20 protein-coding genes are annotated in these 24,935 nt (G+C 42.9%); 7 read left to right on the forward strand and 13 right to left on the reverse strand.

Annotated features, from left to right (window positions below):
• Positions 1-124 precede the first annotated feature (124 nt).
• Together AC07UV_RS11825 and AC07UV_RS11830 are read right to left on the reverse strand one after the other, a co-directional pair.
• A complete protein-coding gene (locus AC07UV_RS11825) occupies positions 125-1,885 on the reverse strand; it encodes a RagB/SusD family nutrient uptake outer membrane protein (RefSeq protein WP_495183891.1) in 1,761 nt (586 codons plus the stop codon).
• A 10-nt stretch (positions 1,886-1,895) separates the two neighbouring features.
• Complete coding sequence (locus AC07UV_RS11830) at positions 1,896-5,150, reverse strand: SusC/RagA family TonB-linked outer membrane protein (RefSeq protein WP_495183892.1); 3,255 nt, start codon at positions 5,148-5,150, stop codon at positions 1,896-1,898.
• Between the two features lie 354 nt (positions 5,151-5,504).
• Here AC07UV_RS11830 and AC07UV_RS11835 point away from each other — a divergent pair, with 354 nt between their 5' ends.
• Both AC07UV_RS11835 and AC07UV_RS11840 read left to right on the forward strand, forming a co-directional pair.
• Entirely contained in the window at positions 5,505-6,353 is an 849-nt protein-coding gene (locus AC07UV_RS11835) for an SDR family NAD(P)-dependent oxidoreductase (RefSeq protein WP_282253199.1), read from the forward strand.
• A 72-nt stretch (positions 6,354-6,425) separates the two neighbouring features.
• Positions 6,426-7,340: a helix-turn-helix domain-containing protein gene (locus AC07UV_RS11840; protein WP_282253198.1), complete on the forward strand. Its 915-nt coding sequence runs from the start codon at positions 6,426-6,428 to the stop codon at positions 7,338-7,340.
• A gap of 113 nt (positions 7,341-7,453) precedes the next feature.
• Here AC07UV_RS11840 and AC07UV_RS11845 read toward each other — a convergent pair whose 3' ends face one another.
• The 7 genes from AC07UV_RS11845 to AC07UV_RS11875 all read right to left on the reverse strand — a co-directional run bounded on the left by AC07UV_RS11845 (position 7,454) and on the right by AC07UV_RS11875 (position 13,644).
• On the reverse strand, positions 7,454-7,978 hold the full coding sequence (locus AC07UV_RS11845) for a hypothetical protein (protein WP_495183893.1): 525 nt from the start codon (positions 7,976-7,978) through the stop codon (positions 7,454-7,456).
• A gap of 103 nt (positions 7,979-8,081) precedes the next feature.
• Positions 8,082-9,479 (reverse strand): Fic family protein, encoded by a 1,398-nt coding sequence (locus AC07UV_RS11850; protein WP_282253196.1) that lies wholly within the window; start codon positions 9,477-9,479, stop codon positions 8,082-8,084.
• Between the two features lie 345 nt (positions 9,480-9,824).
• Positions 9,825-10,388: a DUF4468 domain-containing protein gene (locus AC07UV_RS11855; protein ID WP_495183894.1), complete on the reverse strand. Its 564-nt coding sequence runs from the start codon at positions 10,386-10,388 to the stop codon at positions 9,825-9,827.
• A gap of 391 nt (positions 10,389-10,779) precedes the next feature.
• Positions 10,780-11,505 (reverse strand): hypothetical protein, encoded by a 726-nt coding sequence (locus tag AC07UV_RS11860; protein ID WP_495183895.1) that lies wholly within the window; start codon positions 11,503-11,505, stop codon positions 10,780-10,782.
• 9 nt (positions 11,506-11,514) lie between these two features.
• Complete coding sequence (locus AC07UV_RS11865) at positions 11,515-12,528, reverse strand: hypothetical protein (protein WP_495183896.1); 1,014 nt, start codon at positions 12,526-12,528, stop codon at positions 11,515-11,517.
• Between the two features lie 127 nt (positions 12,529-12,655).
• Positions 12,656-12,925, reverse strand: a complete 270-nt coding sequence (locus AC07UV_RS11870; RefSeq protein ID WP_495183897.1) for a hypothetical protein — start codon at positions 12,923-12,925, stop codon at positions 12,656-12,658.
• A 122-nt stretch (positions 12,926-13,047) separates the two neighbouring features.
• Positions 13,048-13,644 carry a hypothetical protein gene (locus AC07UV_RS11875; RefSeq protein ID WP_282253191.1) on the reverse strand — a complete coding sequence of 199 codons (597 nt, stop codon included), beginning with the start codon at positions 13,642-13,644 and terminating at the stop codon, positions 13,048-13,050.
• A gap of 428 nt (positions 13,645-14,072) precedes the next feature.
• On the opposite strand from AC07UV_RS11875, the gene AC07UV_RS11880 reads away from it, so the two are divergent.
• The 5 genes from AC07UV_RS11880 (at position 14,073) to AC07UV_RS11900 (ending at position 17,929) form a co-directional block, all read left to right on the forward strand.
• Positions 14,073-14,519, forward strand: a complete 447-nt coding sequence (locus AC07UV_RS11880; RefSeq protein ID WP_495183898.1) for an Hsp20/alpha crystallin family protein — start codon at positions 14,073-14,075, stop codon at positions 14,517-14,519.
• A 76-nt stretch (positions 14,520-14,595) separates the two neighbouring features.
• Entirely contained in the window at positions 14,596-14,886 is a 291-nt protein-coding gene (locus tag AC07UV_RS11885; RefSeq protein WP_495183899.1) for a hypothetical protein, read from the forward strand.
• Positions 14,887-15,096: 210 nt separating this feature from the next.
• Positions 15,097-15,951 carry a COG1470 family protein gene (locus AC07UV_RS11890; RefSeq protein WP_495183900.1) on the forward strand — a complete coding sequence of 285 codons (855 nt, stop codon included), beginning with the start codon at positions 15,097-15,099 and terminating at the stop codon, positions 15,949-15,951.
• A 24-nt stretch (positions 15,952-15,975) separates the two neighbouring features.
• Positions 15,976-16,974, forward strand: coding sequence for an ABC transporter ATP-binding protein (locus AC07UV_RS11895; RefSeq protein ID WP_495183901.1), 999 nt, complete (start codon positions 15,976-15,978; stop codon positions 16,972-16,974).
• 16 nt (positions 16,975-16,990) lie between these two features.
• Complete coding sequence (locus AC07UV_RS11900; protein ID WP_495183934.1) at positions 16,991-17,929, forward strand: ABC transporter permease; 939 nt, start codon at positions 16,991-16,993, stop codon at positions 17,927-17,929.
• A 93-nt stretch (positions 17,930-18,022) separates the two neighbouring features.
• Here AC07UV_RS11900 and AC07UV_RS11905 read toward each other — a convergent pair whose 3' ends face one another.
• The 4 genes from AC07UV_RS11905 to AC07UV_RS11920 form a co-directional block, all read right to left on the reverse strand.
• Complete coding sequence (locus AC07UV_RS11905; RefSeq protein ID WP_495183902.1) at positions 18,023-21,118, reverse strand: efflux RND transporter permease subunit; 3,096 nt, start codon at positions 21,116-21,118, stop codon at positions 18,023-18,025.
• Between the two features lies 1 nt (position 21,119).
• Positions 21,120-22,226, reverse strand: coding sequence for an efflux RND transporter periplasmic adaptor subunit (locus AC07UV_RS11910; protein WP_495183903.1), 1,107 nt, complete (start codon positions 22,224-22,226; stop codon positions 21,120-21,122).
• The gene (locus AC07UV_RS11915; protein WP_495183904.1) at positions 22,223-23,497 is read right to left on the reverse strand and encodes a TolC family protein; all 1,275 of its coding nucleotides are present in this window, start codon (positions 23,495-23,497) and stop codon (positions 22,223-22,225) included. The genes AC07UV_RS11910 and AC07UV_RS11915 overlap by 4 nt, the downstream gene beginning before the upstream one ends.
• A 90-nt stretch (positions 23,498-23,587) precedes the next feature.
• A complete protein-coding gene (locus tag AC07UV_RS11920; RefSeq protein ID WP_495183905.1) occupies positions 23,588-24,934 on the reverse strand; it encodes a sensor histidine kinase in 1,347 nt (448 codons plus the stop codon).
• Position 24,935: the final 1 nt, after the last annotated feature.

Raw genomic sequence — 24,935 nt, forward strand, 5'->3', positions numbered from 1 at the left:
CAAAAAAATAGTCAAATAACGCTGAGTTTACCACTATTAACTTAATACACGTCAATTCAAGCCGATAACAACATAAAAAGCATCTCCTTTTGAGATGCTTTTTATGTTAGCTAGAAACCAGCTTCTATTTTGTCCATCCTGGATTCTGTACGAGGTTGGAATTTTTGACAATCGCCGTAGCCGGCAGTGGATAGAGGTATTGTTTATCTTCCCAGCTTCTCGGAACAGCCTTATACCATTCGAGGTGATTATCCGTTGTCATCGTCTGGAAATTTTTGCTACCTCCGCCAATCGCTACTTTAGCCACTCCACTTGGTGCCGTAATGGACGAAGCCGATTTACTACCATCAAAGAAAATCACATCCGGCTTGCCATCGTGATCCAAGTCCATCAATTTTTCCAATGTTGGCACATAGATCCCTGTCCAAGCAAGGTTGGCCATCAAGGATCCCAGTTTCCATCTTTTCAAGTCATTGAAACGGAAGCCCTCCAGAGCTAGCTCAACCTGCCTTTCACGGCGAATTTCCAATAATACAGGATCATTTATATCAGGAAAAAATGTATTTTTTAAATAGTTATCCACCTTGGTTGGCAAGCTATTATTTCCTGAAGTGATTCCTGCTCGTGCACGCAAGGCGCCAATGGTTTTAGTCCAATCTGTTAAATTCAACTGCCCAAGCTCCTGCTTTGCCTCAGCATAATTCAGTAAAATTTCAGCATAACGCATCAAAGGTACTGCATTGATATTATAGGCTCCATTGTCATAGTAAGGATCATCCAGGGTATATTTAATAGGTTGATAGCCCGTGTATGTATAACTTGCAAAATTTGGAGGGGCAGGCTCTCCCCCACGCTTATACCCTGGTGTACGGATCAGCTGTGCCAATCTGTAGTCACGGTTTTGGCATTCCTCATAAAATTCCTCAGTTTGATAATTTGGACGGTCCGTGTAAGGTGTTCCATCAAGATTCAAAATGCTGTTGATAAAGGGTCTTACCAGGCTCAGTCTTGGTCCATAGGTCGCCGAGGTCCACCACCAGTTGGCATCGTTCATCAATGCCTGATCTTTGCTGAAAGCAAGACCGAACATGACTTCCTGCTTCACAGGCTGGTTGCTCACAAATAATTGACGCTGTGACATCTTGGGATCATTGGCCACATATAGACTATACGGACCCGTTTCCATTAAGATCTTTCCTGCATCAGCGGCCATCTTAAAGAAATCCGCCGGTGTTGTCGCCAAGTTTAATTTGTGGTATTTTCTAAAAGTTCCTTCAAATAAGGCCACACGAGTCTTTAGTCCCAATGCAGTCCATTTATTAATTAAGGTACCATCCCCGCCGTCTCCTGTAATATTTGCATAGGCAAAATCCAAGTCTTCCATAATACGTTTCATCACCAGTTCACGTGAATCCCTTGGCGCATGGAGGATATCTGTCTCATCAACGGTCAACGGATGATCTACCCAAGGCACATCACCAAAGCGTACCACCTTATCGTAATAGAACCAGGCCCTAAAGAAGCGGGCGATACCAATATAATTGTTTTTGACCGCATCACTCAATTGTGGGCTTGTACATTTGACGATCATCTGATTGATATTCCGTAACGCTGTCCAGCTCCAGCCCGTACTGATTTCGGCAGAATAAGCGCCTTTCACCATAAAATCATTCAAGCTGTTTACTGCAGCATAATCCGCCATGGCATCCCCTTTAAAGGCATCACTTCTGGAAGTGATATCGCGGTAAAAAGAATTACTGTAATTTTTCAGTCCATTCTCCGTTCCGAAGATATCCTCTTCAGTTGCCGATGCTTTCGGTAGCTCGTTCAATTCACATGAACTGAATAAAAGTGCTATTATAGGTATAAATAAGATTCTTTTCATTTTTAATACATTATAATCCAATGGATAAATTAAAACTAATGCTCTTCATCACCGGATAGTTAAATCCGTCGCCACTATTGGAATCACTTATATCCGGGTCAGATTTCATGAGATTGCCCACATCAAGATCTTTTGTTTTTTTATACAAAGGCGACCAAGTCCATAAATTCTCGCCAGACAATCCGGCCCGCAGACTGCTGATCTTGAGCTTAGAGGTTACAGATTTTGGGAAATTATAGCCAATCTGAATGTTTTTCATCCGGATATAGGCGATATTCTGCAGGTACCTTGTCTGGGGTGTTGCTTTAATCGACTCGTTATAACCAGCATATCGCGGAAAATAGCCATTAGGATTGTCTTCTGTCCAATAATTATTGAGGTGCCATTCGGGCAAATTGTTATACGGTCTATTGTACTGCCCCCAAAAGATAGACTCATTACTTGGGTACCAATTCTGTTTTCCAACCCCTTGAAAGAAGGTAGAGAAATAGACATTTTTCCAGTCCATATTGATATTGAAGCTATAGATATAACGAGGTTCGTAGTTACCGATAATGGTCTTATCACCGTGACTATTGATTGTATTTGTTCCGTAGTCAATTACCCCATCGCCATTGAGATCAGCAAAGCGTACATCGCCCGGATAGATAATACCAGAATTGGACGATTTGATGACCTTTTGTGTCGGAGCCGCATCTATTTCCGCCTGATTTTGGAAAAGCCCTTGGGTAACATACCCCCATATCTCGCCGAGTCGTTGTCCTTCATAATATCGGTCAGTTTGGTAGCGATCAGTCTGTAACAGACCAGCTTTATTTTCATAGCGATCTATGGTTGAGCGATAATCCGCCAAAGTAGCTTTTACTGACCAGTTAAATGGACTATTGTTCCAGTCAAAGCGGTCCTTATAGGCAACACTCAATTCATAGCCTTTCGTTGTCATATCCGCATAATTACCTTTTGGCGATTGTGCACCGAATATATCCGGCAATTCCACGCTGAAGGTATACATGTTCAATGTTTTACGTTGGTAAAGATCCCCCGTAAAAGTAAGTTTGCCATTCAAGGAGGAAAAATCCAATCCAAAATTAGCTGTACGGGCCGTCTCCCAGGTCAGATTGTCGGGAATAACCTTGGGTACCATAGTATAGGAAGGTTTCTGTCCATTCAACAAGCGATCCATGATCTTGATTTCGTAGAGATCCATGTAGGTATAAGGGTCTACATTACCGTTCCCCAGTGAACCGTAAGAAGCGCGGAATTTCAGGTCAGAAATAATCTTTTTGTCTACCGTAAAGAAGGGTTCCTCAGAAATGCGCCAGCCCGCAGAAGCAGAAGGGAAAAATGCCCATTGCTGGTTGGTTGGAAATTTGGAAGAACCATCGTAACGCCCATTGAATTCAAATAAATAACGATTTTTGAAAATATAATTGGCACGCATAAATACACCAACATTGCGATACTTATTATAACCAGCGGTAGCGGTTGTATTTTGCCCAAGAGCCAGATTGATATTATCCACATTTTCGGTCAATAAGCCTGTTTTCGTGATATAGGAAGAGTTATAGACACGTTGCTCGTAATTATACCCCAGCAAACCTTTAACGTAATGGTCACCTATTGTCTTTTCGTATTCGCCGTAAAGGTTTCCAAATAGATATTTCCAGTTTTGATCTACCTGGTAAATATTGTTGTTCATATCTGTTTCCAGCTTGAGCATCTTACCTTCCTGAGTACTATAAGGGACTGGCACACGTACACGAGTCGAATTAAAATCACGATTTCTAAAAGTCAGATCTCCTTTTATCCGAAGGGTATTATTAAGAAATTTGGTCTCAAAAGAAGTGGTATTGCGGAGATCCCTGTTTTCACTTTCGGTTCTATTTTTTCCATAGATAAAATCCCCTACAGAATAGGCTGCCGAGAAGCTAAGCGAACCATCAGGATTGAATATCGGCGAAGATGGATGCCCTTCATCCGCAATATTACGCCAGATATTCCCCCCCTCACCACCCGTCGTTGGGTCGCGGTATTTCGCATAGTTATAGTCAATGTTATTAGCGATACGCAACCAGTCATTTACCTGTAAGCCTGCTTTTGCCCTGGTATTGTAAGTCTTGTATTTATCACTATTAAAACGGTACATCCCATTATAGTCATAGGCACGTCCAGAGATGTAGTAATCCAGCTTTTCGGTATTGCCACTTACAGAAAGGTTATGATCCTGTACAAAAGTGTTATCCTTGATCAAGACATCATAATAGTCTTCATTACCGTAGTAAACGTAATTTCCTTTATCATCTACTGTAATTTCATCTGTGATTCCCTGTTCTTTGCGACGTTTGAACTCGTTGAGCCAATCCATTGTAAAGATCTGTGTTTTATTCAGCTTGCTTGGGATAGAGGAATAATTATTCCAGGCATTATAGGCCGTAAAGAAATGCGATGCATATTCGTAGCCATCCGTTACGAATTTGGGTCTAGCAATTGGTTTTTGGAAGGATCCGCTTCCGGAATAATTAATGGATGATTTTCCCGACTTCGCTCTTTTAGTTGTAATCAATACCACACCGAAAGTCCCCCTTGCGCCATAGATTGCAGCAGAAGAAGCATCTTTTAGTACAGAGACATTCTCGATATCGTTGGGGTTGAGTGAAGCTGGATCCCCCTCTACTCCATCGATCAAAATCAGGGCACTTCCGCCCTGGCCGATTGACGTGGTACCACGGATATTGAAACTCGGTGCCCGGTTGGGTTTACCATCAGCCGGGATGATATTTAGGTTGGGAACAACACCTTGTAGCATTTGACTCGCATTGGCGAGTACACGGCCTTCAAATACTTCCGAACCGACCTGGTCGACTGCTCCCGTCAAGTTGGCTTTCTTCTGCGTCCCGTAACCTACAACGACAACTTCCTCCAACTCGGTATCTTTGGACTCCATTACAATTTGTAATTGAGCTGTATTGACAATCAGGACCTGCTCATTGTACCCCACCCGGGTTAATTTAAGCTTTTGGCCGATGGCAGCTTCGATGGTAAACATTCCCGATGCATCAGTAGATGTCGTTTTCTGACTGGATAAATTGGTGATGGTAACACCGGGCATAGCTGCACCGCTTTTGTCTTTTACCACACCTTTCACGGTAGACTGGACTGCAATAGCTTGCGTCTCTCTGTTCAATTTGACATAATTACGCTCTACATTAGCCCATGTGGGATATGAGAGACCCAATGCCATACTGATTAGTAATGTTTTCTGCATTTTTAGTCTGGTTTAGAATTCAGTACCAAAATTGGCGCTTTCACTTGGTTTATAATTTACCTTAATATTAAGAAATATTTAATTAATCCCTATATATATCCAAACTAAACAGGTTTAGCGTACTATTTATTAATGAAAAATAAACTTATAGATAACATAAGTTATAATTTAATCTTTCACCATTCCAGAGGAGTAATAGAGAATTTGATATGGAAAATCCTTGAAATAGCTGAAAGCAATCGTTGAAAAATAGACTACCCACGATTTGACTACAAGATCCGTCGATTTGCCTACATCCAAAAAACGCCAAATCATCACCTTTGTAATATCAAATTATCTAAAACAGAAAAATACATGAAATCACAAAAAGTATGGTTTGTCACTGGTGCCTCTAAAGGGCTTGGGCTAACCTTAGTAAAAGAACTTCTCGCCCAGGATTATCTTGTTGTGGCGACTTCACGAACAAAACAAGCGCTAGAAGATGAAATTGGCGATCATGAAAATTTTCTGCCCCTTGAAGTAGACATCACCAATGATGCAGATGTCAACCGGGCAGTGCTCTCCGCCATTGACTATTTCGGCAGGATCGATGTCCTCGTTAACAATGCTGGATATGGGCAAACAGGTGCCCTAGAGGAACTCAGTGATCTGGAGACACGGCGCAACTATGATGTTAATGTCTTTGGCTCGCTCAATTTCATCCGGCATATTACACCTTATTTCCGTCGCCAACAATCCGGACATATTTTCAATATTGCATCCATCGGCGGCCTGGTGGGTAATTTTCCGGCATTCGGCGTATACTGCTCCACTAAATTTGCCGTTGCTGGTTTTACAGAAGCCCTCGCGGTCGAAATGCAGCCTTTTGGCGTCCATACAACGCTCGTTTATCCAGGCTATTTCAGGACCGAATTTCTATCTGAAAATTCCATCCACACCGCAGCGAATCCAATAGCAGACTATATCTCGGCTAGGGAAACCGAAGCCGCACATCTACAACAGATTCACGGCAATCAAGCTAATGATCCACAAAGAGCAGCCATGTTATTGATCGAATTGAGTACAATGTCCAATCCACCATTCCATTTTCTGATGGGTGAAGATGCTTATGAACTCGCTAAAAATAAAATCAATGCTTTGACTGCCGAGATTGAAAAATGGAAAAGCTATACGGTATCCACGGGTTTTGAGCAGTCCGTTTAATAGCGCTTTAAAGCCGATCGTATCGAAGAATAACCCGTAATAACAAAGGATAAAATACGTAAATTTACAATTATGGAGAATACATTTCGCTTTCATTCCCTTTCGGAGTTCCATAGCTTTTGCGGACTGCCCAAGCCAGAACATCCATTAATCAGTCTGGTAGATTATAGTCAGGTCCACTACCCGATCAATGACACTAAATTAAATTGGATCCAGCACTTTTATTCGATCGGATTAAAGCGAAATGTAAACGCCAAATTTAATTATGGACAACAGCAATATGATTTTGATTCGGGGGTACTGACCTTTGTCTCGCCCCTACAATTTCTAAAAGTTGAGATCAATCAAGAGATCCGTACCGAGCCTAGTGGCTGGATTCTCCTGGTACATCCTGATTTTTTGTGGAATAGCGAATTGGCAAAGCATATCCATACATACGATTTCTTTCAATATGAAGTCAACGAAGCCCTTTTTCTTTCGGATAAGGAAGAAGCTACCATCGTGGATATTCTTCAGAATATCGAAAAAGAGTATCAGTCTAATATCGACAAATTCAGCCGCGAACTGATTCTCAAGCAGATCGAACGGCTGCTGATCTATGCCGAGCGGTTTTATGAGCGTCAGTTTATCACACGAAAAAAATCAACCCAAGAACTTGTCACACGATTTGAGCAACTCCTATCAGCACAGTTTGAGCGGGACAAATTGCGGGAGCACGGTGTTCCAACGGTCAGTTTTCTGGCGCAGCAGCTCAATTTATCCCCCAATTATCTAGGCAGCGTCCTCCGAGTCTACACGCAACAAAATACGCAGCAGCATATCCAACACAAAATGATTGAATATGCCAAAGTTCGTCTGAGCACCAGCTCCTTGTCAATCAGCGAAATTGCTTACGAACTTGGATTTGAGCATCCACAATCTTTCAGCAAGGTATTTAAGAAAACTACGCAACAGAGTCCTGTTGAATTTAGGCAGCTGTTTCATTAAATCTCCTCTCAAAAAAACAAGTTTATGCGCATCCACCAGTTTTACTTTAGCTTTTTCTCAGCCTAAGTATACTTAAATCTTTAGGGCAAAAAGCGATACTAACCACTGTTCTATTAACCCGAATAATACCCTTTCACACCGATTCCTATTGTCCAGAAGAATTTGGATTTTTCCAGGTCTTCGAGCAACATATCCACATTATCTTCATACTCACCTTCAGCCTTTATTGCTTCGATGTCTTCCTGGATATCCTCTTCGGTCATCTGTCGCCAGACACCAACTGAACTATTCAGAAAGGTATAGCAGTATCCCGCTTCGGAATCATCAACGGGGCCACTGTTTTTTTCACTCAGGATATTGAGCAGCTCCTCAGCCTCCACCTTAAAAGGGTTCAGACCATAGATACTGATCTCCGTTTTTTCCGGAAATGGTCCGTTAATGCTTTCGATAAATTCGAGTTGCCCATGATCATTGAAATCCAGTCGCAATTCGAGCTCATCATAATAATACTGGCCATCCAGTGCATCCGACGGCGGTCCAAGAATAGCTTGCACCTCCATCTGTCCTACGCCCAAAGCCACTGCCCCTATATGCTCAATATCAATCCCGACAAGCGGGATAAGTTCGATCTTTTTCATAAGTACCAACCTCGTTTGCATTTATATTGTATAGAACATAAACTGTTGTACTAAAGTTAGAAAAAAATTGTAAAGCTAGCAGCTAAAAGAAGATCTTCTGACATCACTCTCTCTTCCACACTTCTTGCCATCTTGTAAATTCAGACGGTTTGATGCGAAAACGGGCAAAATTCCCTTCGTGTAGGGACAACAGTTCCGTATCGACAACCGTTATAAATTTCTGTCGGTCGCTTTCGGCAATCCGTTCAGCGTACTGTGCGATGGTGTTGACGGCCTGTTGATGAGCCATAGACTCAAGGATGATCTCCCGGATCACCTGTCGGATATCATCACGATACTGCATCCGCCACAGGTCGGGCTCTCCCAGAGACTGTTTGATGGCAGCATAACGCATTGCCGAACGCTTATAAGACCATATAAAAACATCTTTTAACAGGTCTATACGATTAAGTTCATAAACTCCAAGCAACCCTTTAACATACAATTCTTCGGGAACATCCACAAATGCCAATGGTGACAGATTACATTTGTTAAAAGGTATATTCGCTGCCAGGCGGGAAACGCGCTTATTGACATCATCAAAGGGCTGCAGATAAGGCAGCTGTACCATGATAAAGAGGGCCTGTTCGAATGGATCATCAATTGCCAACGCTTTACTCAGTAATGTCCTAAACAAGTCATCAATGAGCTGAGGTATGGCCAATGGTGTAAAAACAGATCTTGTGATACCCACCCCAAATGTACGCAGTCGACCGGCAGCGGCAGAATCCGGAAGAAGATTATCGGCTAACAGTGCGTGCAGATTGGTAATTGTATAGACATTAAAATCTATCTCCTCACCCCCCTGAACAAGAAATTCAATGGCTTCCTTATGATTAAGAATCATCTGGGCATCAGCGTCATCCTTTCGATCTGCTCTTTTACCCAAAGAGATCAGATATTGGGTATCTAATAGACTATAGGTATTTCCCTCAAGCCGACTTGAATTCCAAGAAAGATCGATCAGCAGTCTCTCCAGTACCGATCTCGCATATGTTCCTGCGGGTTGATTTAACGTATTTGTCTGGCCGATCTCGACAAGCTTCCGTTTTTCATCATGACTTAGATAACTATCCACATTGGGACGGTAGTTCAGCAGAAAGTCAGCCTGATAACCAACGGGAATCCGTTCAGTCAGTGGTCGACCAACAAGCATCTTAATTTCCTCCCCCTCAAAAGACAGGGGAATTTCTGCTGACTTTTCAAACGGAAATGAGGGTTCCTTTAGCATAGCTCCTTTTTCCGTCAGCGGTGAAAGATGATAAATCGTGGAGCGCATGTTACCGGATAGGTATACTGCTCCCTCCTCTTTCAATTTCTCTAGACGCCTTTGCAGCGATCTTGTCTCAATAAGTAATCCAGATGCTTCCCTAATCTCCTTCAATGAAGCTCCTTGCTCAAATTTGCCTAAAGTCTGTAAGATCCGATAGATCTGCTGTTCAATTTCTCGTTGTTTTCCCATAATACAGCTGCATTATTTGCGACAGTTATTACGACAAATTTACAAATAAAAATGTCGTAATATAGATTTATTACGACATTTTTTACTCCATTTTGTCGCAATAAACTCCTATCGCGACAAAATATAATAGTCGTTTTGCCTATTGGGGGAACAGGAAGTAGCCATATACCTTTTATCGTATTTCTGTTTTGGAATAATTAATTATTTCTAATATGATAACTAACGTGATATTTTTCTATAATTAAATTAGCAAAAATATCCAACAATCTGGGGGAATAAATCCGGCCGCAAAAAAAAGCCTCCATCCGGAGGCTCTCTCATTATATATTATTTGGTGGTTTTTTTCTACCAATTGTCATTGGACTTGCTATCGTTGATGCTCTTTGAGAATTCAGCAATATACTTATTGATGAACGCATCTAATCCCTCCTGTAAACTCTTCCGGGCCACTTTACCATTGCTACCATACAATGCATTTTTTGACATGAAGTTATTCGTACCGTTCAGAGGATATTCAATTCCGCCCGGTGACTCAAAGTATTTGTAATTCGGTGCGAGTCTTATTTTCGCATCTTTGAAGTCTAATGTAATTTTGTAATAAAAATCATAGTATGTTTTTGATCCCAGATAGGTAGTATAAACTGCTTTCTGCTCCATGGCATCTATCACAATCTGCTCACCTTCTATTTTCGTCGTAACTTTCTCCGGATTATTATAATATGAATTCACATATTTTAGCGCCGCTTTATAGAGATCATTCTGTGATCTATCGGCAAAATTCAACACAACATAGTTTTTGGATTCATCGCTAGCATCTACAAAATCCTTCGGTGTTATTTTCATTGATTGTGCCTGCACAAATGCTGTAACGACACAAAACAATAAAACGGCAAAAAACTTCTTAGTCATTACTTGTAGTCTTTTCTCAATTTAAGAGTTATATTAATATACGCTACTATGTCAACAGATATTATGCCAAAATCGTTAATCGGGCATTTAAATAATCATTTTAATCTTTATCTTTTATACTTCAAAGCTGTTCAAAGGAAAAGTAATGCTACTGTTCCTAAGTGATATCCGTTGTCCGGTAAACCGATGGCATTTCCATCAAGAATGCATACTATGCACCTGGTGCTCCCTTTTTCTATATTTCTATTGATCCAAAGGGCAAGGTTGTAAAAAGTGTAGCGGGATATTCAGCAGACTTGCAGCAACAGTTTGCAACAATCATCGATAGTTTGTTTATCGATTAAACTCCACACGACAAGATCACCATTGGTTGAAAATGAAAAAGCCCCTGCTATTGCTTGATATAATGTTCAGTATATATTGTTTCAAAACCTTGAGATTGATCTTGACTACGTTTTAATTCCATATACTGCCGATAGGTAAGTGTTTTATATTCGGGTTTCTCCTTTGCCTCCAAATAATAGTGATAAAACCGAAAATAATGACCGTCGGGAGCCTCTTCTTTGATGAGAGTTTGACTGGTTTTGTTGACCACAAATAGCAGCGCAGTTTTGAGATGTTTAGCTATCCGCTCGGGGTCATATACATCGAAGTTTATTCCAAGATAGTACAACATCCCCTCTTTTTCCCATACTCTGCAGCTCACCTCTTTATCTTTGTAGTAAAAGTCTGTCTTCCCAAATTGCTGATCAAAATAACCAGCTAATAGTTCCGTTTCTTCAGTCGTCTGAATAGCTATTTTATAAGCCTGAATAGTCTTATCCTCACGATCCTCAAAAAATTCCACCTTATTGGACGCATAGACATGCTTGTCATAACGATTGAGATTGCCGGCCAAAGCTATTCCACCAAACCGCATAACTGAACTACTGTCACTGATGAATTTCATTGTCTCCTCCTCAAGAAAAGTTTTGTACGGATCTGTTTTCACCCCCAGCGGATTGAGCTGTTTCTTTTCGATTGGAAATCGCAGATCAGACAAATCAAACTCCTTCTGCTTACAGGAAATACACAGGAGCAAGATCAGGTTAAAAATAAACAGTAGTTTTTTCATCATTAATCGTTATTAATTTTCGCGTTTCGGCATGCTACCTCTGTCTCCCTGTTCTTTGATTTCCCTTACGCTCAGCTCCATCAGCCCCAGATCCGTGTTGTAACTAGATTTATAGCTTTTTGAAAAGATAAACCGGAAGTATCTTAATGTCCCTTCGGCTTGCGCGAAACTCTTTGGATCATAAAAAAAAGATTCCGTTCCCATATCTCGCTCGTCTGGAACATGGAGCGCCCGCCCCGTTTTATCTCTGTCAGACCATTCGCCACCATCATAACGAAAGAAGATGTCGGATTTATAATTTTGATATGTCCCCCGATATACATGCATCTTTCTCTTCGGATCTGTATAGGTTATTTTAAAATTTATGTCATCCATAAATTCAATCTTATTGGAACCCTTGGTCTTTTCTTTGCTGAATATAACACTGATGTCGTTATACTCCGAGTTTGACTGTGCCCGCTCATAGTTCGCTGTAAAATACCAGGTTGTATGCTGCAGCGGATAAGTCTCCGTAGCCGGAAAGGTACAATGATCAACGGAAAAGGGAAATCTTTGCCCTCTGTCATAGATCAGTAGGTATTTGATCGTATGAAATCGCTTCGTATCGATGATCGTATCCTTTCCGATCATAAATTTATTGACCGGATTTTTAAAAGGAAGCTGGTAAGTACTCTCGTCAACTTTCTCAAACCCAGACTCTTTCTCTTCTAACCGTTCCCTGAAAACTTTTAGATCACTGGTTGTCAGGTAGGTCAGCAGCAGTTCATTTTTATTGTCCTGCTGTCTGGTGGAAAGTGACAGTCTTTCCTTCGTTTGCGGATGTATATAAAGGCTATCATTCACCCGCTGGAATCCCGTTGGTAGCAGGTAGGTTTCATTTAACTGGGCAATTTTATCCGCTTGAACTCCTTCATCCGTATATAGAAGAATGAAATTTCTTGGATAGAATTGCTGCGCAAACAAGCCTTTGCCCATACCGCATATCAACATCAGCAGACTTAACAACTTTGCTATTTTCACGTTCATTTTTTGCTTTTATAATCTCTTTGGTCATAAAGATAGGGATAACATCGCGGAAGGCAGGTCTATTTTAATATCCGCACTAGCTCAGTTACGATTCGCGAACTTCAGTAAAATATTGTTGACACCAGAGTTATACCTTAAAGGTAAAAGTTAACGCAAAATACAATAGTACGAGCCACATCAGGAGAAAGACACTGTTGACAAAAAGCAGGAACAAGCCCAAAGTCGTCAATCTTGATTTTATTGCAAAAATGAGCGCCAGTATCACCAATAGGAATATTAGAATTATACCTATCCCATCAAGATCATGCCGACTCAGCTGCTCCATGTAATTAAACAGCAGTATAGCCACGGCAATATGTAGGCAAGTCGCGATCAAGCTCAATCTGGCGTTTGACATAGCTTTTTTATAGCAAATATAATGTATTTGGTAAAAGACAATTATAGTCTCATTTCATAGGCTAAGCTAAACATATAAATCCAGACAGCCAGCTTTATCTATAAAAGCCTAGCATGAATACGCTAGGCTTTTATTTTTGGATCTATCCAGTAAGCAGTGTGGTTCGTGTGGCTAAAAAATTCCATGGGTGTTACGTGACAGTCCATGGTATCCTGTAGTCCCCCATCAGTATAGCTGACCAGTTCTTCGGAGGGGACAACCATTCCTGTCATGATAGCTGATTCATCCAGACAGTTCAAATCAGACAATAGGACATTGATATTGTTGGATACGACCCATTGTTCCATCTCTTCTTTGGTAACCTGCCGTACCCTTTCAGCCAAAAATTTAGCTTCTTCAAGCTCCTTTTCGACACTATTGGGATAAAACAGCTTGAGGAATGCAACATATTTATCAACATGTTTCGTGCGGATGGCTTCATTGCGCAGGAATTGCTTCTCCCCCAATTGTCCGTACTCTTTCGCGTATTTACGCAGTTCCAATTCCGACAATTCCCGATCAGACCAGTTTGCCAACTCCGACAGGGCATACACATCGGTGCCATGTCCATCACATTTATTCAGATATTCCCAGACATCCCCCTGAACGATTTTGGGCTTCTTATGTTCCAGGATGTTATATCCCTCGGCTATCCAGGCTTCAATTTGTTCCCGTTTCATATATCAATCTTTTTATAAATACCTACTCCCTAATCAAAAGATGCACATTGAACCAGGTCAAATCCGACAGCTCGCACGATCCGATGTGCTGATTACCTATCCTATAAACAATCGGTGGGAGCCGAAAGTTTCCTGCAAAAAAGAAAAGGCCAGGAACATACAAGAATCCTGACCTTTATAACTAAGTTATCCATCAAATGGATTATTATAAGGACAATATTCAGTTGGAAATAGTTTAAAAAAGCTACAATTAGGCCCCTTTTCGCTAAAAGCTCTATTTTTTCTGCCAATTTATCATGTAAAATTTGACAGTTTTGGTGCAAAAATTTCAGTTTTTTAAGCTCGGTATTTTTTTTGTGGACTATTTAACACAGTCGGCCGGCTGGCAAATTTAAATTATTGTTATACTTCATTAAAAGGAGGTTACTATGAAACTTGCAAAAAGAAACTGGAACAATTTTTCACTTTTTTCGCCCATGTTTGATAATTATAACCGTGAGCTTTTAAACTGGGACAACAAAAATTACTCATCCACAAGCACCACCGTTCCTGCGGTCAACATCAAGGAAAACGGAGACACCTTCGAAGTTGAGGTCGCTGCCCCAGGCATGGCAAAAGACGATTTCAAGGTGACGCTCGACGGCAACCTATTGACCATAGCTTCGGCTAAGGAGGAACAAAATGAGGAACATAAGGACAATTATACACGCCGGGAGTTCAGTTACCAATCTTTCCAGCGTAGCTTTGAGCTTCAGAAGGATGTAGTTGATCAGGATAATATCCAGGCACGCTATGAAAATGGTATGCTACGATTGACAATACCTAAAAAAGAAGAGGCCAAACAGAAAGAACCGCGGCTAATCGAAATATCCTAAAGATCCAAATAGCAACTTTAACTTGGTTAGCCTCCAATGGAGGCTAACCTATTTTTCAGTCTTTAATACAAGGATTATGAAAAGGTCAAATTATTATATTGAATTACAGATGTATTGCCATGGACGTTACATCACTATCGCCAGTTTCGACCAGAACAGCTGCGAAAAGATTATTCATGAATTATTTGATGAATTACTTGGTGACCATGAGGCCTCGGATATCCGACGATTGCGCATCAATCTCCTGCTCAATGATACAGCGGTTTCAAAAACACAATTAAGATCAATACACTGTACACTGGATGAACTGGCAGAAAACACCAAGATTATCATTAAGAAAACTTTCAGGGCAGTGAATTTCGACTGATGGCAAACTGCTCCAATATTCAGCATTAACTATCCGCTTACAGATCATTTAAGCACATTTTTTTTACAATCATTTTTTTCTTTCATCCTTGATTTTTATCAAATTCATTTTTAATTTGGGAGCGGTTTTTTCAGAAAGATATCTGATACCCAAACCGGCATTTTTTAAAAGCTAATATTCTATTTAAATATAAATTTTAGTTATTGGATCATGTTAACAGAATTACTAATTACAAAAACAGACCGACGTTTTTCTTTCAAGCCATTTTTTATCGCACTTATCGTGCTGGCAAACAGTTTCTACTTATCGGGGCAAACCGTGAAACCGCTCAAATCTAGCTTTGAAGCGAGGCTGATCAATATTGAAGCCCCCAGTAATGAACCTTTTCGTTATACGACGACTCTAACGAATGGATCTGCTCAATTGGTCAACTACAACCTTAACGCGCAGCTACCCGATGGATGGCAGATCAGCCATCGTGTAGAAGGCTCTCAAGTGACCTCTCTTCAGATGCAGCCAAATAAGGTATCGGAAATCAGCATTGAAATCAGCTGTCCGATCACCGCTAAGCCTGATAAATATAAAATTCCAGTACGCGCCATATCCCCGACAGATACGCTGCAGCTTGAGCTGGAGGCAGTCGTCAAAGGCTCCTATGCACTCGAGCTGACCACACCCAGTGGCAGACTTAGTGACGAAGTCGTATCCGGCGGTAGCAAGGAGATTTTGCTCAAAGTCAAAAACACAGGCACTCTTCCGCTCAATGCATTGGAACTTAGTTCCCAGCTACCCAGCAGATGGGAAGCTACCTTCGATCCTTCAAATATCAAACAGCTCGAAGCAGGTAAATCTATCGACGTTAAAGTCAACCTAAAAGTTCCCGATAAAACCATCGCCGGTGACTATGCGGCCAAATTCGAGATCAAGTCATCCAACAGCAACGCCGATATTTCATTCCGTATGATCGTCAAGACCTCCTTGCTTTCTGGCTGGATCGGCATACTGGTCATCCTATTGGCAATAGGTTTGGTGTATTATCTCATCCGCAAATACGGCCGCAGATAAGGGCGCGAAAAAAAGATTATCATTATGAAGGATCCTATCATTCAATTGACAGGCCTGACCAAAAACTACGGTAAAGTTACTGCCGTAGACAAGTTGGACCTGCAGATTTATCCCGGAGAGATCTTTGGGCTACTCGGACCCAATGGTGCCGGAAAGACAACCAGTATTTTAATGATGCTGGGCCTGACCGAACCCACAGCCGGTACGGCCTATGTCTGTGGCCATAATGCCACGCGCAATCCCATCGCTGTAAAACGCAAAGTTGGCTACCTGCCCGACAATGTAGGTTTCTACCCGGATATGACGGCTTTGGAAAACCTATGTTTCATTGCCGAATTAAATGGACTTACAAAATCCTATGCTCAAGCTGCCGCCAAAGACATGTTGCATGTCGTGGGACTCGAACGGGAAACGCATAAAAAAGCGGGTGCTTTTTCCCGCGGGATGAAACAACGTTTGGGCTTAGCCGAAGTCCTGATCAAGGCGCCCGAAGTTGCCATCCTTGACGAGCCTACACTAGGCATTGACCCTAAGGGCGTCGATGAATTCCTGGAACTCATCAAGAAGCTCAGCCGAGAGCATAACCTTACAGTACTACTTTCTTCACACCACCTCCATCAGGTACAGCGTGTATGCGATCGGGTGGGCATTTTCGTTGGCGGTAAGTTACTGGTCGAAGGATCTATTGAAAGCCTGGCCCAAAACCTACAGCAACAGCAAGGAGTCAGCACAGTTATTACTCTTGAACAGCCCCCGGGCGATAGTGCAACAATTGAACAAGCACTCCATGTGCTGCCCGGAATTCGCAAGCTTGCTATTACAGGGCATTCGATCGAATTGATAACTGACAACGATGCCACCGCGGCGGCCGTACGCGTTCTGGTCAACAATGGCGCTGACATTGTTTCCGTAAACCGCAACGACTACCAGCTCGACGATATTTATAATACATATTTTGAGAACAGCATAACAACAAATACTGTCTATGAAAAATCCAACGGTTTCTTCAAAAGATATCAATAACCGACCATCCGTTCCGATGCAGGTGCTGGTCCGCAAAGAAATCGCGGCACATATCCGCAGCTGGCGTTTTATTATACTGATCCTGCTCATCGTACTGACCTTCGGAGCATCCCTGTATGTTTCATCCATGGGACTCAAAGACGCTGTCAGCAATCTGCGCGATCCCGATCAGTCATTTCTATATCTAAAGCTCCTGACCACAACGGATAATTCCATTCCGCCCTTTCATGTTTTTTTAAACTTTCTAGCACCATTATTGGGCATAGCCCTTGATTTTGACGCCGTCAATGCAGAATATAACAATGGGACACTCACCCGCTTGCTGGCACAACCAATTTACCGCGACAATCTGCTATTTGCCAAATTTCTGGCGCCGTTGGTTGTTGTGGGCACCTTATTTATTGCCCTGGTCCTGTTGATGATCGGTGGCGGACTCATGGGTACCGGCGTGCGGATAGAACCCCAGGAATTGCTCCGTATTTTCGGTTTCACCTTGATCAGTGTGCTGTATGTTGCCTTCTGGCTGAGCCTTTCCATCCTGTTGTCGATTCGCTTTCGCCAGCCGGCCACTTCAGCACTTACCGCAATCGGTATCTGGTTGTTTTTCACCGTCTTCTTTCCTATCCTGGTGAATTTGGCCATTCGACCATTTTTACCCAATCCAAATTATATTTCGGAGCAGGAATACATTGGCTATAATGAGCTGATCTTAAATCTGCTTCGTTTATCACCAAGTCAGCTCTATACCGATGCAACCACCACCTTACTGATGCCTTCGGTGCGCAGCCTAGGTCCAATTACCATGGAACAAATGGTAGGCGCCATCCCTTCACCCCTTTCCTTTCGGGAAAGTTTTCTGATGGTCTGGCCCCAGATCAGTGGACTCACCGCCGCCATGATGATCTGTTTTGCCTGGTCTTATTACATTTTTATGCGGAGGGAAATAAGGAGTTAATCGCATCTCTTGTCTATAGTAAAACAACAAGGGCTGCACTGCTTTATGAGCAGGCAGCCTTTATCAAGTATATAATGAATAAAAAATGGGTGCTTAATCTCTATTTTCTTTTTTGTATGCGTTGTAGAAGACAATCGGCAGGATCGAAAACGAAAGAATCATACAGATAATCAACCCACCGACAATCATAATGGCTAATGGTTTCTGAATTTCGGACCCCATTCCGTTGGACAATGCCGCTGGCAGTAAGCCCATTGCCCCCATCAGTGCAATCATTAAGATCGGCCTGATCCGGCTTTTTACCGCTTCGTAAATAGCGGGCTTGAGCCCCATTTTATTTAAGAGATTTTCTTTCATGACACCGATTAAAACAATCCCGTCGATCGTGGCCACACCAAAGAGAATAATAAAGCCGATGCCGGCCGAGATCCCAAATGTCGTCCCCGTCATCCACAGGGATACAAATCCGCCGATAAATGCAAAAGCAAGCGTCAGGGAGGAGATTAGTGTATCTTTTAGATTGCCAAAATTAGCATAGAGCAAGAGCAAGATCAATAGCAGTGAAACCGGAACCACCTGCATCAACTGTTTGGTAGCCCTTTCCTTGCTTTCAAACTCACCGGCCCAGACAACCTTGTAGGACTTAGGCAATTTAACATCAGCCGCGATCTGTTTTTTTGCATCCGCAATGGTACTGCCCAGATCCCTACCCTCTATATTAAATCCAACCCCGATATAGCGGGAATTGCCGTCGCGATAGATAAAGGCCGGCCCCGTATGATAGTCTATGGTTGCGATTTCCCGCAGTGGTACCTTCTGATCGTTCATCGTGGGGATGATGATATTTCCGATCTTTTCGGGGCTATCGCGATACTGCTTCTGAAAGCGGAGACGGACGTCAAAGATACGCTCATTGTCGTAAAAATGCGTCACCGATTGCCCCCCGATGGTCATCTCAATAACGGATTGTACATCCCTGGTCGACACCCCATACTTTGCCATTTTGGAGTCATGCAGCTGAATCCGTAATTCGGGTAAGCCGATATTTTTAAACACGTTTACATCCGTGATTCCATCGACCTTTTGAAGTGATTCGGCAAATTTATTGGCTTTATTCTCCAGATCCTGGAGGTTCTCACCAAAAATCTTGATCACCAGCGGACTTTTTACGCCGGCCACATATTCCTCCACATTATCCTGAATCGGCTGGCTAAAACCAAAATTGATTCCCGGAAAAGTCTGCAGGCTGTCGCGCATCTGCCCGATCAGTTTCTCTTTCGATATTTTCCGCTTCCACTCCCCCTCTGGTTTCAATTCAATATTAAATTCGATATTGAAAAAACCTGTCGGATCCGTTCCGTCATTGGGTCTACCCGTCTGCGTCATAATAAAATCAATCTCATCAAACTGCTTGATCAATTTGGTTTTCATTGTTTTTGTCAGCTTGACGGATTCCTCTAGGTTGACGCTATTGGGCAATGTCGCCCGGACATAAATGGCCCCTTCATTGAGCTTGGGCAGGAATTCCGAACCGTAATAGCTAAACCGCACCATACAGACAACCAGCGCCAGTCCAAAAATCCCCAGGGTCCATTTGGGATGATCAAAGGCCTTCTTGAAGCCTTTAAAAATTACCTTTCGGCTGACCCTAGTTATTTTATTTTCATCCTCTTTGATATTCGTCTTCAACAGGTATTTACACATGGCAGGCACATAAGTCAGACTCAGGACCAAAGAGCCCAGCAGGGCGTAACCTAGAGTAAAGGCCAAAGGCGAAAACATCTTTCCTTCCACCTTTTGAAAAGAGAAAATTGGCGTCAGTGCGACAATCAGGATCAATAAGGCAAAAAAGATATACCCTGCCACCGAGCCTGCACTTTTTTTAATGATGCCCAGCTTGGAGACCTTATTGAAACGGGCCGTCCCCAGCCGATGTGCCTCCTTTTCCAGGGAGACAAAAACAGTCTCCACGATCACCAGCGTACCCTCGAGCAATAGACCAAAGTCCAATGCCCCCATGGAAATCAGATTCGCCGGCAGCCCCTGTATTTTCAATAGAATGATCGCAAATAGGAAGGCCAATGGAATCACCGAGGCCACAATAAAGGTCGTCTTCCAGTTATTCAAAAAGATAAAGACAATGATCGAAACCAGGATAACACCCTCAATCAGATTTTTCGACACCGTATGCACCGTGTTGTTCACCAATTTTGTGCGGTCAATCACCGGTTCGATCTTAACATTTTCTGGTAAGATACGGCCGTTCAATTCCTCAATTTTTTCTTTCAGGCGAGTCACTACTGCCGATGGATTTTCACCCCGGAGCATAATAACAATGCCTTGTACCAAATCATCTTCCTCGTTGAGCCCCACCTGCCCAAGCCGTGGTTTGGCTCCCAATTCTATTTCAGCGACATGCTTGACCAGAATGGGCGTATTTCCTACCACCTTGATCAAAATATTTCCAATATCATCTATTTTATCCAGCAACCCTACGCCACGCACGACATAGGCCTGATTTCCTTTTTGTATCACATCCCCGCCCACATTGATATTTGAGCGCGATACCGCTTCATATACATCCAAGGGCGAAAGGTTGTAGTTGGCCAGTTCCGTTGGATTGATCTTTATTTCATAGATCTTTTCTTCACCACCAAAGCTCACCACGTCGGCTACCCCGGGCACCCCGACGAGCTCCCGTTCGATCACCCAATCTTGAATGGCAGATACCTCTTTGATCGGCAGGTTGCTTTTGACCACATAGCGGAAGATTTCTCCTGTGGCCCCCGAAGGCGGTTCAATGGAGCTTTCTGCTCCTTCCGGCAATTTAATGGAACGCATCTTGTTACCGGCATATTGCTGCGCATAGAAGTCTTCTACCTCATCCTCAAACTGCACCGTCACGACAGAGAGCCCAAACAGGGATATCGACCGCACATTCGTCTTTTTGGGGATGGTGTTCATTTCCTTGGTGACGGGCAGCGTGACGAATTTCTCAATCTCTTCGGCACTGCGTCCCGGCCATTGCGTGATGATTCGGACACGGGTATTGGTCACATCCGGAAATGCTTCGATCGGCGTATGCAGGTAAGCGTAAATTCCACCGAACAATAAAGCCAGCGTAAAAAATAGCACCACCAAGGAATGTTTCAATGAAAATGAAACGATATTTTGTACAACCTTTTTCATCCTATCTATTCATCAATTCATCAAATACAATCAGTTCATTTTCTGTCAGCACGCGTTCTCCTTCCTCCAACCCCATTTCGATAAAGGCATAAGTTTCGTTTTCCGATACAATATCGACAGCTTTCACGGATAGATCACAGTCGCTTTTGTAGATCACGACATAATTCTGATTGTTATGCAAGATCACCGCATCTTTGGGGATCGCCAATAAGGGTTGTTTCTGTCCTGCGGATCCCTTCTCGACCAATACATCCACGCTCATGCCCGGTTTGAGCCTCAGATCTTTATTGAGCAGCTTGACACGCGCTTTAACCACCCGTTCTTCGGGATCAAAAAAGTTGGACACCTGATCGATATAGCCTTCAAAATATTCTCCTTTGTAGGCCAGTGTTGTGATCCAGACATGAGCCCCATTTTTGACAAATGGTAAGTTATTTGCGTAAATATTGACAGTCACCCAGACCTCATTCAGGTTGCTGATAGACAATAAATCCGTATCATCGCCTACCGTCATGCCCGGACTCACCTTTTTGTCAATGATGTACCCCGCTTTGGGCGCACGGATATAAAAAATGCCGTTTTCGGCCGATCCATTCAACAGCTTCATATTTGCCTTCACATTCCGGATGCCGATCTGTACCGATTTCAGCTCGCTCTCCATTTCCTCCAGCTCACGTTGGGATGCCATCCCGTCTTTCAGCATGCTGCGTAAACTATTCACTTTACTTTCCGCCAGGCGACTGCTGTTTTCCAGCTCGCGGAGTTCCTTTCCCAGATCATTGACCGAAGTTCCTTTGAGCGACACCAGCACCTGCCCTTTCTCCACATAATCACCCATTTTTACAGCAACGGACTGAACCATGCCCTGAATCGGGCTCTTCAATGCCGCAAGTTCATCCTGGTTATATTGAATTGCGCCATTTAAGGCGATCTGTTCAGACACATCCCGCTTTTGGATCGAATCAATTTTAATATGGCGTTTGAAATCATCACTGAGGCAAAAGCCTTTTGTCCCCACAATGTGCTGTTCCTCCTTTTGCTGTGACTGACAGCCCAACAGGAGACAAATAGACAAAAGCTTCCATGGCATTAAAACATTCCCTTTCATTGGACGATATCCTTTCCGACTAAATAGCTCAGTTCTTCGCCATACTGAAGATATTTTGCCCTTCGTTCCAATATTGATTCTTTGTTTTCCATATAATTATTGATAAAATCTATAAACTCAACGATGGTCAACCTGCGTTCCTGAAAATTTCGGACGTAGCGTTCCAGGGCGACATCCAGTCTACCGTCAAATCCATTATCCATAGCTTTCAGGCTAGATTCCAGGTTACTTAGACGTGCGGAAAGAAAATCGATCTCCCGTTCGATATCAATACGGAACTGCTCGATTTCAACCTTATTTTTTTCCAGTTCCAGCTTAGCGATCTTGATATTCCCTTGATTCCTATTAAATAGGGGTAGATCCATAGACAGGCCGAGACCAATAAAATCACGCATAATATTTCCACCCCGATCATAGTTCACCGAAACCTCCAGGTTTGGTACACGTTCGGCTTTCTCAATTTCAAGTTGTGCCTGGCCTTTCTTGAATTCATTGTGGATGATTTTATAATCACTGCGATTATCCATGGCCATGATTTTCCATTCGTTTTGTCTATTCGCAATAAAGGCCGGGTTGCCGATGGTATCCGCGATGGAAAGCGCCTTTCCTTTCGCCCCGAGATAGCGTGCGACATCGTTCATTTTTGCAATTTTCTCCTGCTGGATTTCATTCAGCTTATTCCCAAAAGCCATGGATTCACTCTGGATCCGGAGGTAATCCATTTCGCTGACATTGCCTTCTTTCCACTGGTTTTGGTAAGACTGCGCCAGTTTATGGAAGATTCCAACCTGATTGGAGTAGAGACGCTCCTTTTCCTGCAGCACCTGCAATTCCAGGCATTGGCTACGGAGGTCATATTTCAAATTGCGGAGCAATTCCTCAAACTGAAGTTGTGCATTCTCCTTTTCGAGGAGTTGCAGCTGTACCCGTTTTTTTCTTTTACCGGCCAGTTCAATCGTCTGCTCCAGTTCCATTTCCACCTGTTGGTACCGTCCGTAGTTCCCGATCAACGCCGGCAGCTCCTCACTGGAAGAGTTTTTCCAGAGGTTGACCTCACCGATGGAGATCTTGGGGTTGGGCCACAGCTTGGCCTGCAATACCGCTGCTTCAGCCTGTTTTAGCTGAAAACGCTGCGCCATCAGGGACAGGTTATGTGTTAGGAATACCTGTTCAATCTCCGATTTTTGCAAGCGCTTTTCGGGCATTTCCTGTGCAAATAGTCTGCTATTCAGACCAAGAAGAATAACTAATGTAATGCGTATTTTTCTCACTCTATTTTGTATTTCCACAAAACTAAGCGACAGGGATTACAGGCAACTTTAAGGTAAATTAAAGTTTGATTAGAAGAGATTAGAGAATGGTTAGAATTTTGGGAACAGCAGCGATACCGTCGTCCCCAGGTCATTGGAATGGATAGCAAAGTCCACGCCCTGATCTTTAAAAACGATCTGCGCAAAAGAAAGACCGATGCCACTGCCCTTGACTTTGCCGACATTTGTCGCGCGGTAAAAGGTCTGCTTCACTGCCTCCAGCTCCGCCTGCGGAATTCCGATACCCTTATCAATGATCTGCAAGGATAGGCGCTCATCCGCCGTCGTCATGCGTACCAGCACTTCCTGACCATTGGCATATTTAAGCGCGTTTTCGATCAGATTGGAGATCGACAATGCCAGGAGCATGCGATTGCCCCGAAAATTAAAATAACGTGGTTCGTCCACTTCGAGCTCGATTTTCAAGGGTACAGTAAATGTTCTGGCAAATTTAGGCACCAGGTCCCAGACCACCTCATCGATGCGAAAGACCTCCATCGATCGCTTCAAGGCTTGATCTTCTGTCAGCAATAGAAAATTTCCGATCAGGTGATTTAGAAAATTGACGTGTTCGGTGATTGTCGCTGCCAGCTCCTGATACTCTTCCTGGCTACGGGCTTTCGTCCCAAAAACCTCCATGGACCCCAAAATACCGGCGAGTGGTGTACGAAACTCATGGGATACATAGCTCACAAAATTCTTTCGGATGATCATGTTTTCACTGATCCGGCGCAGGAGCGCATTGTAGCTTTCGATCAGGTCTTGCAGCTCATCTTTTGTCTTGATAACCGTCAACGGCTCCTGGATAGTATTTAAATCCTTATGTTGGATTTCCTGAATGACATTCCGGATGGGCAGATAGGCATATTTACTCAGCCAGAGCGACAGCAGGACGATGCTAATCAGCGCGACCAAGAAAACGAGCACGAGAATAAAAAGCAGGCGATTTAGCTGCTGATTAAAGTCCGTATTAGACTCTTTGACGAAGACAAAAAAATCACCCTGATTATCTGGATAATACAGACCAAAATAAAAGCTATCCTCCGTTTTAAAATAAACCGTTTTTTGAGATTTCAGCTGCGTCAACAAGCTTTTACTGATTTGATTATCGTATTTCAGGCCGCCATAGCTCACCCGGCCTTCGGCATTGTAGACCGCTACCATGGCCCGTTTGACTAGACTTTCATATTGATTTTTGGACTCCAGATGCTTTAAAGGACTCTGTTCATCTGCCTCCAGATAATAGATACCGGCGATTTTTGCATTTTTTTCCAGCGAACTGATCAGATGCCGTTCCGAAGAATTATAAAATATCCAGTAGATGACCAGCGTGGCAAGTCCAAAAATGATCGTGAAGACCAAGGAAGAAAAAAGTGTCAGTCTGATCTTGAGGTTCATG

The sequence above is a fragment of the Sphingobacterium sp. GW821-FHT03E03 genome (assembly GCF_059420745.1).